This window comes from Azospirillum sp. 11R-A, assembly GCF_049472615.1.
Taxonomy (GTDB): domain Bacteria; phylum Pseudomonadota; class Alphaproteobacteria; order Azospirillales; family Azospirillaceae; genus Azospirillum; species Azospirillum palustre.
The window spans coordinates 35,774-49,101 of record NZ_JBCEBL010000022.1; the positions used below are offsets into that span (position 1 = coordinate 35,774).

Annotated in this window: 12 protein-coding genes; 6 read left to right on the top strand and 6 right to left on the bottom strand. The window is 68.9% G+C overall.

All coding sequences use genetic code 11. The features are described from left to right. Positions 1–244: 244 nt before the first annotated feature. Positions 245–2,956, bottom strand: a complete 2,712-nt coding sequence (locus VH569_RS24870; RefSeq protein ID WP_423318797.1) for a bifunctional acetate--CoA ligase family protein/GNAT family N-acetyltransferase — start codon at positions 2,954–2,956, stop codon at positions 245–247. 166 nt (positions 2,957–3,122) lie between these two features. Beyond that, complete coding sequence (locus VH569_RS24875) at positions 3,123–3,593, bottom strand: DoxX family protein (protein WP_423318799.1); 471 nt, start codon at positions 3,591–3,593, stop codon at positions 3,123–3,125. 187 nt (positions 3,594–3,780) lie between these two features. Between VH569_RS24875 and VH569_RS24880 the strand changes: the two genes are divergently transcribed. Continuing rightward, positions 3,781–4,731 (top strand): L-lactate dehydrogenase, encoded by a 951-nt coding sequence (locus VH569_RS24880; protein WP_423318800.1) that lies wholly within the window; start codon positions 3,781–3,783, stop codon positions 4,729–4,731. Between the two features lie 2 nt (positions 4,732–4,733). Here the strand turns inward: VH569_RS24880 and VH569_RS24885 are convergent, their stop codons facing one another. Then, the gene (locus VH569_RS24885; RefSeq protein ID WP_423318802.1) at positions 4,734–5,792 is read right to left on the bottom strand and encodes a LysR family transcriptional regulator; all 1,059 of its coding nucleotides are present in this window, start codon (positions 5,790–5,792) and stop codon (positions 4,734–4,736) included. On the opposite strand from VH569_RS24885, the gene VH569_RS24890 reads away from it, so the two are divergent. After that, positions 5,770–6,858: an NAD(P)H-binding protein gene (locus tag VH569_RS24890; RefSeq protein WP_423318804.1), complete on the top strand. Its 1,089-nt coding sequence runs from the start codon at positions 5,770–5,772 to the stop codon at positions 6,856–6,858. The two genes, VH569_RS24885 and VH569_RS24890, sit on opposite strands and share 23 nt — an antisense overlap. Here the strand turns inward: VH569_RS24890 and VH569_RS24895 are convergent. The 3 genes from VH569_RS24895 to ppa all read right to left on the bottom strand — a co-directional run bounded on the left by VH569_RS24895 (position 6,802) and on the right by ppa (position 7,913). Beyond that, the gene (locus tag VH569_RS24895) at positions 6,802–7,005 is read right to left on the bottom strand and encodes a DUF2283 domain-containing protein (RefSeq protein ID WP_085087258.1); all 204 of its coding nucleotides are present in this window, start codon (positions 7,003–7,005) and stop codon (positions 6,802–6,804) included. The two genes, VH569_RS24890 and VH569_RS24895, sit on opposite strands and share 57 nt — an antisense overlap. Beyond that, positions 7,002–7,265 carry a hypothetical protein gene (locus VH569_RS24900; protein WP_423318806.1) on the bottom strand — a complete coding sequence of 88 codons (264 nt, stop codon included), beginning with the start codon at positions 7,263–7,265 and terminating at the stop codon, positions 7,002–7,004. Before VH569_RS24900 ends, VH569_RS24895 begins: the two co-directional genes overlap by 4 nt. A gap of 90 nt (positions 7,266–7,355) precedes the next feature. Next, positions 7,356–7,913 (bottom strand): inorganic diphosphatase, encoded by a 558-nt coding sequence (gene ppa, locus VH569_RS24905; protein WP_012975242.1) that lies wholly within the window; start codon positions 7,911–7,913, stop codon positions 7,356–7,358. 164 nt (positions 7,914–8,077) lie between these two features. Between ppa and VH569_RS24910 the strand changes: the two genes are divergently transcribed. The 4 genes from VH569_RS24910 (at position 8,078) to VH569_RS24925 (ending at position 13,315) form a co-directional block, all read left to right on the top strand. Further along, the gene (locus VH569_RS24910) at positions 8,078–9,883 is read left to right on the top strand and encodes an extracellular solute-binding protein (RefSeq protein ID WP_423318808.1); all 1,806 of its coding nucleotides are present in this window, start codon (positions 8,078–8,080) and stop codon (positions 9,881–9,883) included. A gap of 127 nt (positions 9,884–10,010) precedes the next feature. Next, positions 10,011–11,504 carry an ABC transporter substrate-binding protein gene (locus tag VH569_RS24915; RefSeq protein WP_423318809.1) on the top strand — a complete coding sequence of 498 codons (1,494 nt, stop codon included), beginning with the start codon at positions 10,011–10,013 and terminating at the stop codon, positions 11,502–11,504. A 36-nt stretch (positions 11,505–11,540) separates the two neighbouring features. Continuing rightward, positions 11,541–12,491: an ABC transporter permease gene (locus VH569_RS24920; protein ID WP_423318811.1), complete on the top strand. Its 951-nt coding sequence runs from the start codon at positions 11,541–11,543 to the stop codon at positions 12,489–12,491. Then, a complete protein-coding gene (locus VH569_RS24925) occupies positions 12,488–13,315 on the top strand; it encodes an ABC transporter permease (protein WP_423318813.1) in 828 nt (275 codons plus the stop codon). Before VH569_RS24920 ends, VH569_RS24925 begins: the two co-directional genes overlap by 4 nt. The last annotated feature ends 13 nt before the right edge of the window (positions 13,316–13,328 follow it).

Consider the following 13,328-nt stretch of genomic DNA (forward strand, 5'->3'; position numbering starts at 1 on the left):
ATGCGTGCGCCAAAGTGGCGGCGCGGACGGGATGGCGGACTGGCCGCCATCCCCGCTGCGCACAAGGAGAACAGAGGATGAAGGAAATCCTCCAACTCCTGATCCTGGCGTTGGAGATCGTCAAGCGATTGCTTGATCTCTTCAGCTAGCATCGGGCTGGCGGACAGGGGGGCGGAATCCCCCTGCCCGCCAAGCCTGATATTGCCCCATCCGTGCCTGTAGTCAACCGCCGGTATAGAAACTCTTACGCCGCCAGCCCGCCGCCCAGTTCGATGCGGACCTCCACCACGCCGGGCTCGTCCAGGTTCTCCTTGCGGACGAAACCCAGTGCGCGGCACATGTTCAGCATGTTGGTGTTCTCGCGCAGAACCTCGCCATAGACCTCCTTGATGCCGCGCGAGCGGGCGTAATCGAGGATCTTGTTCATCATGATATAGCCCAGCCCCTGGCCCTTCATGTCGGACCGCACCATCACCGCATATTCGGCGCGGCGGTTGTCGGGGTCGGCGGTGATGCGCACCACGCCATACATGATGGTGTCGCCGGTCTGCGGGTCGGGACCGACGGCGATCAGCCCCATCTCGCGGTCGTAGTCGATCTGGGTCAGCCGCGCCGCCGCCTGGTGCGACAGCCGTTTCAGCGGGGCGAAGAAGCGCAGGCGCAGGTCTTCCGCCGTCTGGTTCTCCACCAGATGGTGCACCAGCGGCTCGTCCTCCGGCAGGATCGGGCGGACGAAGAACTGGCGGCCGTCCTTGATGGTGATGCGGTCTTCCAGCGACTTCGGATAGGGGCGGATCGCCAGCCGCGCCGCCCCGGCCAGGGCCGGCACGCCGACCTTGATGCGGGCGTCCAGCGCCGTCACGCCCTCTGCGTCGGCCAGCAGCGGGTTGATGTCCATCTCCGCGATCTCGGGGAAATCGACGACCAGCTGGCTGACCTTGTTCAGCGTCAGCGCCACCGCGTCCAGATCGACCGCCGCGCGCGAGCGGTAGCCCTGGAGCTGGCGGTGGATGCGGGTGCGGCTCATCTGCTCCGCCGCCAGCTTCATGTTCAGCGGCGGCAGGGCCAGCGCGTAATCCTCCACCACCTCGACGCCGATGCCGCCCTCGCCGAACAGCAGGACCGGGCCGAACATCTCGTTCTCGGTCATGCCGACGATCAGCTCGTAGGCATCGGGGCGGACGGCCATCTCCTGCACGGTGAAGCCTTCGATCTTCGCCTCGGGCGCCAGCTCGGCGACGCGGGCCAGCATGGCCTCGGCCTCCGCCTTCACGTCCTCCGGGCTGGTCAGGCCGAGAGCGACGCCGCCGACGTCAGACTTGTGGGTGATGTCGTGCGACAGGATCTTCAGCGCGATCGGTCCGCCGATGACGCGGGCGGCGGCGGCGGCCTCCTCCGGCGTCTGGGCGACGCGGGTGTCGACCACCGGGATGCCGTAGGCGGCCAGCACGCGCTTGGCCTCATACTCGCTCAGCCACTCGCGCTTCTCGGCCATGGCGCGGGAGATCACCTTCTTCACGGTGATCTCGTCGGGCTGGAAATCCTCGGCCACCGACGGCGGGGTCTCCATCAGAAGCTGCTGGCTGCGGCGGTAGCGCACCAGATGCATGAAGGCGCGCACCGCGTCCGACGGGCCGCTGTAGGTCGGGATGCGCCCGTCGGCGAACAGCTTGCGCGCCTCCACCGCCGACTGGTCGCCGATCCAGCTGGTCAGCACCGGATGGCGGCGCGCCTTGTTGGCCTGCACCGTCTCCGCCACTGCCTGGGCGATGGCCTCGCTGTCGGTCAGGGCGGACGGGCAGTGCAGGACAAGCACGGCGTCGTTGCCGGTGTCCTGCATCAGCGCGTTCAGCGCCTCGGCATAGCGCTTGGGCGTGGCGTCGGCACCGATGCGCAGCGGGTTGCGGAAGGGTGCGCCGCCCGGCTGCCCCCCACCCGGCTGCGGACCCAGCGCCTTGGCCAGCGCCTCCTGCGTCTCGGGCGCCATGGCGGCGAGCCGGCCGCCGGCCTGGATCAGCTTGTCGGTGGCCATCACGCCCATGCCGCCGCCGTTGGTCAGGATCGCCAGCCGGTCGCCGGTGATCGGCACCCCGGTGCCCAGCGTGCCGGCGGCGTCGAACAGCTCGGCCAGGTCGTTGACCCGCAGCACGCCGGCCCGGCGGAACACCGCGTCATACACGGCGTCCGACACCGCCAGGGCGCCTGTGTGGCTGGCCGCGGCCTCCTGCGCCTCGTCCGACCGGCCGGCCTTGATGACGATCACCGGCTTCTGGCGCGAGGCGGAGCGGGCGGCCGACATGAATTTGCGGGCCTGGGTGATGCTCTCGATATAGAGCAGGATGGCGCGCACGGTGACGTCGGAGGCCAGATAGTCCAGCAGGTCGCCGAAATCGACGTCGCCGCGGTCGCCCAGGGACACCAGATGCGAGAAGCCGATCCCGCGCGAGGTCGCCCAGTCGGCGACCGAGGTCAGCACCATGGAGCTTTGCGCCACCAGCGCCACGTCGCCCTTGCGCGGCGCCACCGGCGCGAAGCTGGCGTTCATGCCGCGGCCGGGCACCATGGCGCCCAGGCTGTTCGGGCCCAGCACCCGCATCAGATAGGGCTTGGCGGTGTCCAGCATCGCCTGGGTCTGGTCGGCCGACATGCCCTTGGTCATGACGATGGCGGCCTTGGTCCCGCGCTTGCCCAGTGCGTCGATGGTCGCCGCCACCGTGTCCGGGGCGGTGCAGATGACGCCCAGGTCCGGCGTGATCGGCAGGCTGTCCACCGTCTTGTAGGTCAGCACCCCTTCCACCGCGCGCTCGGTCGGATTGACCGGCATCACCGGCCCGTCGAAGCCGGCCTGGAACAGGTTGCGGGCCACCACCGCCCCCACCGTGCCGGGTTTGCGGCTGGCGCCGATCAGGGCGATGGAGGCGGGCTTGAACAGCTTGTCGAGGTTGCGAACGGTCATGACCGGATCCGGTGCGGGGAAAGACGCCGGCCCCAGTGTGCCATGGGCTACCGACGGTTTTGATGACGAACAGCACAGGACCGGACTTTCATCCCCGCCATTTGCTGCGCCGCAACACTAAGGTCCGGTATGACCATTGGGCAAGAGGCGTTTCGTCGCGCCGTCCTTACTTCGAGGTCCGGCGCCAGGCGTCCGCCGCCACCGCCAGGGACAGCAGCCCCCACAGCACCAGATACTCCACCCCACCCTTGGCCCAGTACCAGTTGACCCCCTTGGTGGCGATGATGGCATAGGCGGCCACCACCATGCAGCCGGCGGACAGCAGGGCGGTCCAGCGGGTGAAGAAGCCGCCGACGAGCGTCACGAACGCCACGGATTCGCACAGGATGGCGAGACCGAGGAACAGCGGCGCCGGCTCCAGCCCGGCCTTGGCGAAGAAGGCGAGGGAGGCGTCGATGCCGCTCAACTTCTGGTAGAAATGCGGGGCATAGAACAGACCCAGCAGAATGCGCACCCCGTTCATCGCCAGCGCCGGCGAGAAGCGGTCAGGCAGAACCGCCGGGCCGATCAGGGCGGCGAGCGGCGATGCGCCATTGGCGGCATGGGACCCCGTAGCGTTTGCGATTCCAGTGGACATGATCGGTCAATCCTTAAAATTCTAGTGAATTTCGCCTGTTTGGCTGGAAAACCGCTGATGGGAATGCTGGCTGACAGGCAGGGGGGGCGGGAATGAGTCCGCGACACACCCGGCCATTATTTGAGTTCTTTTATTTCCATCATTGATCCAGCACAATTCACCGTGAAACGGGTTCGGGGAGGACTGCATGAAGGTCGGAATCGTCGGGGCGGGGTTCGTCGGCAGCACCGCCGCCTTCGCCATGGTGACAACCGGCGCGGCCAGCGAGGTCGTGCTGGTCGACATGAACGAGGCGCTGGCCCAGGCCCAGGCCCAGGACATCGCCCATGCCGTGCCCTTCACCCATGCCGTCACCGTCCGCGCCGGTTCCTATGCCGCGCTGGAGGGGGCGGGGGTGGTCGTGCTGTCGGCCGGCGTCGCCCAGAAGCCGGGCGAAACCCGGCTGGAGCTGCTGGAACGCAACGCCAAGGTGTTCGGCGCCATCATTCCGGAGGTGCTGAAGGCCGCCCCCGACGCCGTGCTGCTGGTCGCCAGCAATCCGGTCGACGTGATGACGCAGATCGCCACGCGGATCAGCGGGCTGCCGCGCAACCGGGTCATCGGTTCCGGCACCGTGCTGGACACCGCGCGCTTCCGCGCCCTGCTGGCCGAACAGCTGGCGGTGACGCCGCGCTCCGTCCACGCCCATGTGGTGGGCGAGCATGGCGATTCGGAGGTTCTGCTGTGGTCGAGCGCCACCGTCGCCGGCTTGTCCGTCGAGCAGGCGGCCGCCCAGCTCCGCCGCAGCCTGACGGCGGACGACCGCGCCGCCATCGACGAGGGCGTGCGCCGTGCCGCCTACCGCATCATCAACGGCAAGGGCCACACCGCCTTCGGCATCGGCGGCGGGCTGGCCCGGCTGGTTGCGGCCATCGGCGCCGACGAACGGATGGTGGCGACCTGCGCCATGCTGACCGACGATGTCTGCGGCGTGCCGCAGCTGGTGCTGTCGCTGCCGCGCGTCATCGGTGCCGGCGGCGTGGTGGACACAATCCTGCCCAACCTGTCGGCGGAGGAGGAGACGGCGCTCCGCCGCAGCGCCGAAATCCTGAAGGAAGCCGCCGACGGCGTCGAACGCCGGATGGGCTGGAGCAGTTGACGCTACGTCACCGGATCCGCCGACACATGGTCCTTTAGCCCCGCCGCCAGCCCGTCGAAGACGGCGCGGCAGCGGGGGGTGGAGCGCAGATCCTCGTGCATGGCGACCCACATGCCCATCGGCATGTCGAAGGCGTCGGCCAGCAGCCTGACCAGACCGGGAGTCCGCCGCGCCAGCGGGACCTGGCAGATGCCGATGCCGAACCCGGCCTCGATGGCCGACAGCTGGGCCAGATGGCTGTCGGACCGCAGGGCGAAGCGGGGCAGGGTGAGGCCCGGCGCCCGCCGCATCATGGAGCGGATGTCGGGCGTCTCGCGGTCGAAGCCGATCAGGCTGTGATGGCCGAGATCCTCCAGACACTGCGGACTGCCGTGGCGGTCGAGATAGTCGCGGCGGGCGTGCATGCCGAGCCTGACGACGCCGATCCGCCTGACCAGCAATGCCTGCTGGTCGGGCTCCACCATCCGCACCGCCACATCGGCATCGCGTTGCAGCAGATCGTCGACGGCGTTCGACAGCACCAGTTCGATCTCCAGGGCGGGATGGCGTTCGCGCAAGTCCGCCAAAATCGCCGGCAGGATGCGGGCGCCCACCACCTCGCTGGCGGTGACCCGCACCGTGCCGCGCACCTCCGCCCCGCCATCCGTCGTCCCACCACCTTTCCCGCCATAGCCTGACGCCGTGCGCCACAGGCTGGCCGCCGCCGCGTCCAGCGCCTCCGCCTGCGGTTTCAGCGCCAGCGCCGCGTCGGTGGGATCCAGTCCGTGCGGCGAGCGCACGAACAGCGAGCCGCCGACCGCCGCCTCCAGCGCCGCGACATGGCGGGCCAGCGTCGGTTGTGTCAACCCCAGGGCACGCGCCGCCGCCGACAGCGACCCCTCGCGGATCACGGCCAGGAAACTGCGGTAAAGGTCCCAACTGGGCGGCGGCGGGCTCATCGATTTCAGTATAGCGGTTAGCCGCAGTTCGACAATTCCGTTCAGCCCTCTCCCAGGTCCATCCTCCTCCATCACCAGGCGGAAGGCGATGGAGGCGGCGATGACAGAGCAGATGACCGGCATGCAGATGACCGGCATGCAGGCGACCGGGGCGGGCAGGACCGCTCTGGTTCTGGGGGCGACCGGCGGGGTCGGCGGCGAACTGGCGCGGGCGCTGGCGGCGCGCGGCTGGACCGTGCGCGGCCTGCGCCGCAAGCCAGCCCAGCAGCCGCAGCCGGACGGCATCGAATGGGTGGTCGGCGACGCGATGAACGCCGCCGACGTGGCGGCGGCGGCCGAGGGGGCGGCGCTGATCGTCCATGCGGTGAACCCGCCCGGCTACAAGGATTGGGACCGGTTGGTTCTACCCATGGTCGACAACAGCATCGCCGCGGCCTGTGCCAACCGCGCCCGCATTCTGCTGCCCGGCACCGTCTACAATTACGGCCCCGACGTCTTCCCGCTGATCCCGGAAACCGCGGCGCAGACCCCGCTGACCCGCAAGGGCGCCATCCGGGTGGAGATGGAACGCCGCCTGCACCGCGCGGTGGGGCAGGGGGCGAGGCTGTTGATCCTACGCTGCGGCGACTTCTTCGGACCCAAGGCCGGCAGCAGCTGGTTCAGCCAGGGCCTGCTGACGCCCGGCAAGCCGCCGACCCGCATCAACCAGCCCGGCCGGCCGGGGATCGGCCATCAATGGGCCTATCTGCCCGACGTAGCGGAAACGGCGATGCGCCTGCTCGACCGCGAGGCGGAGCTGGGCAACGACGCGATGTTCCATATGGACGGTCATTGGGATGCCAATGGAAGCCAGATGGTGGCGGCCATCGCGCAAGCCCTTGGCAAGCCCGGCCTGCCGGTGCGGCGGATGCCCTGGTGGCTGCTGCGGCTGGCCGGTGTGGCGGTGCCACTGTTCCGCGAACTCGGCGAGATGCGCTATCTCTGGCAACGCCCGGTGCGGCTGGACAACCGCCGCCTGCTGGCCTTCCTGGGCGAGGAACCGCACACGCCGCTGGAGCTTGCGGTGCGCCGGACCCTTGAAGGGCTGGGGCACCTCGCAGTGCAGGCAGCGGATCGAGAGAGCGGTCCAGCCTTATTCGGCAGCCATCGGCATCAGGATCAGGCGGCCGATCAGGTCGGTTTTGGCTGAAGCATGCTGAATGTCATAACCGACCGGTTCGCCATCGGCGCCGTAATCGACCATGACGTCCGGTTCGACCTCAACCGTCCGTTTCGAGGGCAGCGGACGAACCTCGATGTACAGGCTGTCGGTGCCGGGATCGTAGCTGGTTTTCATGACGTGTATTGCTCGTCAGGAAACGCATTGTGAACAGTTACGCCGTCGGACAATAACACGACGCGCAGAAAGCAGCGGAGCGTTTCCGAATACCCATAAAGACGGATACGGCCGTCGGGCTGAACGATGCGCGCTTCCGGGCGGGCCACGATGCGTTTGATCTCCAGCGGATCGAGATCGGGACGGCGCGGTAGCACGTCGAAAGCAAAATATCGGGTTCGCCAGAATGGCGGCGGAGAAAGCCGCTCCGGTTCAGTCATGGCTCTCCTCACGCACCGGCAAAAGAAAACGGCCGGCGTCAGATTTTTGACGCCGGCCGATTCATCGGCGACCGAAAATCGCCGCTACCCTCAGACCACCGGACCCGGATTGCCCTTGTTGGCTTCCAGGGCGCGGGCGAGGCCTTCCTCGATCTTCTTGGCGGCCTCTTCGGCGTTGCCCCAGCCGCGGACCTTCACCCACTTGTTCTTTTCGAGATCCTTGTAGTGCTCGAAGAAGTGGGCGATCTGCTCGGTCACGATGGCCGGCAGGTCGGTGTAGTTCTTCACGTCGGTGTAGAACGGGTGCAGCTTGTCGACCGGAACGGCCAGCAGCTTCTCGTCCTCGCCGGCCTCGTCCTCCATGTACAGGACGCCGATGGGACGCGAGCGCAGTACCGCGCCCGGGACAACGCCGTGCTGGCCGACGACGCAGACGTCCACCGGGTCGCCGTCACCCGACAGGGTGTGCGGGATGAAGCCGTAGTTGCAGGGATAGAACATCGCGGTGTGCAGGAAGCGGTCGACGAACACGGCGCCCGAGTCCTTGTCGACCTCGTACTTAACCGGCTGGCCGCCGATCGGAATCTCGATGACGACGTTCACGTCCCAGGGCACATTCTTGCCCGCGGCGAGCTTGCTCAGATCCATGTATCGCGTTCCTTCGACTGGCGTATTCAGGGCACGTTCTTGTTTTGGCGCCGATGCCCGGTCCGGCGCCACGCGGGGCGGGAGTTTAGGCGGAACGCACCCTGAGTCCAAGGAACTTGCGCGGGCTCTTGCGCAGGTGCGGCAAAGCGGCAACCCTGCCGGTCATGCCCCGTCCGATCCTCCTTCTATTCACCCTTCTGGCCCTGCTGGCGCCCCATCCGGGTCTGGCCGGCCAGCCGCATCACGGCATCGCCATGCATGGCGATCTGGCCCTGCCGGCGGACTTCACCGCCCTTCCCTATGTCAACCCGGCGGCACCCAAGGGCGGGACCATCCGGCAGGCGGTGACCGGCAGCTTCGACAGCCTGCACCCGCACATCGTCAAGGGCGTGCCGGCGCTGGGCATGGGCTACGTCTTCGAGACGCTGCTGACGCGCTCTTGGGACGAGCCCTTCTCGCTCTACGGCCTGCTGGCCGACCGGGTCGAGGTGGCGGACGACCGCTCCGCCGTCACCTTCCACATCGACCCGAAGGCGCGCTGGCAGGACGGCACGCCGCTGACCGCCGCCGACGTGCTGTTCTCGCTGGAGGCGCAGCGGCTGCACGGCACCCCCAACCGCCGCCTGTTCTACGCCAAGGTCACGGCGGCCGAGGCGCCCGACCCGCAGACCGTCCGCTTCGCCTTCGCCGCCAATCCGGACGGCAGCATCGACCGCGAGATGCCGCTGCTGATGGGGTTGATGCCGATCCATTCCAAGGCCTTCTGGGCGGGGCGCGATTTCAGCCGGACGACGCTGGAGCCGATCCTGGGCAGCGGCCCCTACCACGTCGCCTCCGTCGATCCCGGCCGCCGCATCGTCTATGAGCGGGTGCGCGACTATTGGGGCCGCGACCTGCCGGTCCGGGTCGGGCAGTTCAATGCCGACCGTCTGGAGTTCGACTATTACCGCGACGATTCGGTGGCGCTGGAGGCCTTCAAGGCGGGGCAGGGAGACGTTCGTTACGAGATCGATCCGGCCAAATGGGCCACCGGCTACGACGGTCCCGCCCTGCGTGACGGCCGCATCGTCCGCGAGGAGTTGCCGGACCACCGCCCAGAACCGGCGCGCGGCCTGATCTTCAACACCCGCCGCCCCCTGTTCGCCGATGTCCGGGTCCGCCGGGCGCTGGGGATGGCGCCGGATTTCGACTGGATCGGCCGCAGCCTGTTCCACGGTCTGCTGACCCGCACCGCCAGCTACTATCCCAACTCCGAGCTTGCCGCCCGGGGCCTGCCGCAGGGCGAGGAGTTGCAGGCGCTGGCGCCCTTCCGCGACCGCCTGCCGCCCGATCTCTTCACCAAACCCTTCACCCTGCCGGAAACCGGCAACGGTAGCAGCAGCGGGCCGGCCGGTCTGCGCGCCAACCGGCGCGAGGCGCTGCGGCTGCTGGAACAGGCCGGCTGGCGGGTGCGCGACGGCCGGCTGACCGACGATGCGGGAAACCGTTTCGCCTTCGAAATCCTGCTGTCCGATCCGTCGGAGGAGCGGGTGGCGCTGGAGTTCGCCCGCTCGCTGGAGCCGCTGGGGATCGCGGCCCGCGTCCGCACGGTGGACAGCGCCCAGTTCCAGGCCCGGCTGGAGCGTTTCGATTTCGACATGACCATGCGCTGGTGGGCGTCCAGCCTGTCGCCGGGCAACGAGCAGCTCTATTATTACGGATCCGATGCGGCCGGACAGGAGGGTAGCCGCAACCTTGCCGGCATCCGCGACCCGGTGGTCGATGCGCTGGCCCGCTCCATCGCCGCCGCCGCCACGCGCGACGCCCTGGTCGGCCGGGTGCGGGCGCTCGACCGGGTCCTGCTGTGGGGGCACTATATGGTGCCGCTCTATCACAGCCCGGTCGACCGCATCGCCCGCTGGGCGACCCTGCACCGTCCCGCCGTCACCCCGCTCTACGGTCCGATGCTGGAAAGCTGGTGGGTGGAATAGCGGGCGGGACAATAGCTGACGGGACAATGAAAACGGCTGGCGGCTTCCCTTGCGCTCTCCCTCGCCGCACCGCATCATCGCGGCAAAGACAACGTCGGTAACGACGAGACGGGGGAGTTTGCCAACCATGCCGACCGCCAAGCCGCGCTTCACCCTGGCCGCTTTCGCCGTGCTGGCGCTGGCCGCCGCACCGCAGGCGGCGCTGGCCCAGCCGCGCACCGACCTCGTCGTCGGCATGGCGCTGGAGCCGCCGCATCTGGACCCGACCGCCGGTGCGGCCGGGGCGATCAAGGAAGTCACCTACGCCAACCTGTTCGAACCGCTGCTGCGCGTCGATGCCGACGGCAGGCTGGTCCCCGGACTGGCGGAGCGCTGGAGCGTGTCGGAAGACGGGCTGACCTATCGCTTCAGCCTGCGTCCCAACGCGAAGTTCCACGACGGCACGACCACCGATTCCGCCGACGTGAAGTTCACGCTCGACCGCGCCCGCGCCGCCGAGTCGGTGAACGCCCAGAAGGCCTATTTCGCCCCCATCGCCAAGGTGGAGACGCCGGATCCGCAGACGGCGGTCGTCACCCTGTCGCGCCCCGACGGGCTGTTCCTGTTCCACATGGCGAGCGGCGACGCCGCCATCGTCGCCCCGGAATCGGCGGCGACCAACAAGCAGAAGCCCGTCGGCACCGGTCCCTTCAAGTTCGACCGCTGGGTCGCCGGCGACCGCGTCGTGCTGGTGCGCAACCCCGACTATGACGGGGCGAAGCCGAAGATCGACCGCGTCACCTTCCGCTTCATCAGCGATCCGGCCGCCCAGGTGGCGGCGCTGAAGGCCGGCGACATCGACGCCTTCACCCTGTTCAGCACCTACGAGGCGCTGCCGGAATTCCGCAACGATCCGAACTTCACGGTGATGGTCGGCTCGACGGAGGGCGAGACGCTGCTGTCGACCAACAATGCCCGCAAGCCCTTCGACGATGTCCGCGTCCGCCGCGCCATGGCCCACGCCATCGACCGCCAGACGCTGATCGAGGGCGTGCTCTACGGCAACGGCGTCGCCATCGGCAGCCATTTCCCGCCGCACCGCGAGGGCTATGTCGACCTGACCGGGATGTATCCCTACGATCCGGCCAGGGCGAAGGCGCTGCTGGCCGAGGCCGGATATCCCAACGGTTTCGACACCACGCTGCGCCTGCCGCCGCCGCCCTACGCGCGCCGCGGCGGCGAGCTGGTCGCCGCCATGCTGGCCGAGGTCGGCATCCGGGCGAAGATCGAGCCGGTGGAGTGGGCGGCCTGGCTGGAAAAGACGTTCAAGGGCAAGGATTACGACCTGACCATGATCGCCCACACCGAGCCGCTGGACATCGACATCTACGCCCGGCCCGACTACTACTTCAATTACAGGAGCGAGCGCTTCAACGCCCTGAACGACGAGTTGAACCGCACCCAGGACCCGGCCAAGCGCAACGCCCTCTACGGCGAGCAGCAGAAGGTTCTGGCGGAGGATGCGGTCAACGGCTTCCTCTTCATGCTGCCGTCGGTGACGGTGCAGAAGGCCGGCCTGACCGGCATGTGGGTGAACCGCCCGGTCCAGGCCAACGACGTCACCGGCGTCGCCTGGAAATAAAGCCAAGCAAGTAAGGCCAAGTAAGGATAGACCCGCGTGCTTGCGTTCCTGCTGCGACGGCTGGTCAGCCTGACCGTCACCGTCTGGCTGGCCACCATCGTGGTCTTCACGGTGCTGCAACTGGTTCCCGGCGACCCGGCGCTGCTGATGCTGGGCATCGATGCCCAGCCCGACACGCTGGCCGTGCTGCGCAGCCAGATGGGGCTCGACCAGCCCATCCTTACCCGTTACCTGCACTGGGCCGGCGGGCTGGCGCGCGGCGATCTCGGCGTCAGCCTGACCTATGCCCGCCCGGTGGCCGATCTGGTGGCGGAGCGGCTGGCGGTGACCCTGCCGCTGTCCCTGCTGTCGCTCGTCCTCAGCACAATGCTGGCCCTGCCGCTCGGGCTGCTGGCGGCGGCGCGGCGGGGCAGGGGGGGCGACTGGGCGGTATTGGGCTTCGCGCAGCTCGGCGTGTCGATGCCCAGCTTCTGGATCGCCATCCTGCTGATCCTGCTGTTCTCGCTGACCCTGCATTGGTTTCCGGCCGGCGGCTTTCCGGGCTGGAGCGCCGGCATCGGCCCGGCGTTGCAGGCGCTGGTGCTGCCGGCGTTGGCGCTGGCGGTGCCGGAGGCCGCCATCCTCGCCCGCGTCACCCGCACCGCCGTGCTCGACACGCTGGGCGAGGACCATATCCGCACCGCCCGCGCCAAGGGGGTGGGCCGCATGGCCGTCCTGCTGCGCCATGCCCTACCCAACGCCCTGATCCCGGTGGCGACGGTGCTGGGATTGCAGATCTCCTTCCTGGTGGCCGGCGCGGTGGTGGTGGAGAATGTCTTCACCCTGCCGGGGCTGGGCCGGCTGCTCTATCAGGCCATCGGCCAGCGCGACCTGATCGTGGTGCAGGGGGTGGTCGTGCTGCTGGCGCTGTTCGTCGTGCTGGTGAACGCCCTGGTCGACATCGCCTGCGCGCTGGCCGATCCACGTCCCAAAGGAGGGGCGTCGTGAAGCGCCGCCTTCCGCTCTCCCTCCATCTCGGCGCCGGGCTGACCCTGCTGCTGGTCGCCATCGCGCTGCTGTCGCTGCTGTGGACGCCCTACCCGGCGGAGCAGGTGCGGGTGATCGCCCGGCTGAAGCCGCCCACCGCCGCCCACTGGCTCGGCACCGACCATTTCGGGCGCGACGTGCTGTCGATGATCATGGTCGGCGCCCGCAACTCGCTGGCTGTCGGCGCGGCGGCGGTCGGGCTGGGGCTGCTGGGCGGGGTGCCGCTGGGGCTGCTGGCCGCCGCGCTGGGACGCTGGGGGGACGAGGTGGTGGCGCGGCTGGGCGATTTGGTCTTCGCCTTTCCCGCCGTGCTGACGGCGATCCTGCTGACCGCCGCCCTGGGCGCCGGGGCGATCAACGTCGTCGTGGCGCTGGCCCTGTTCAACGCCGCGGTGCTGGCCCGCGTCACCCGCGGCGCCGCGCTGGCGGTGTGGCGGCGGCCCTTCGTCGGGGCGGCGCTGGCGCTGGGGCGGGGACCGCTGTCGGTGACGCTGGTGCATGTGCTGCCCAACATCGCCGGCATCGTCGTGGTCCAGGCCACTGTCCTGTTTGCCGTCGCCATCGTCAACGAGGCGGCGCTGAGCTATCTCGGCCTCGGCATCCAGCCGCCCAGCCCCAGCTGGGGCAAGATGCTGGGCGACGCCCAGACCCACCTGTTCACCGCCCCGTTGCAGGCGGTCTTTCCGGGTGTGGCGATTGCGCTCAGCGTCATGGGGCTGACGATGCTGGGGGACGGGCTGCGCGACTGGCTCGACCCGCGGCACCGGTCGTCTGGAGTGATGTGAGGGGGAGGGAGCG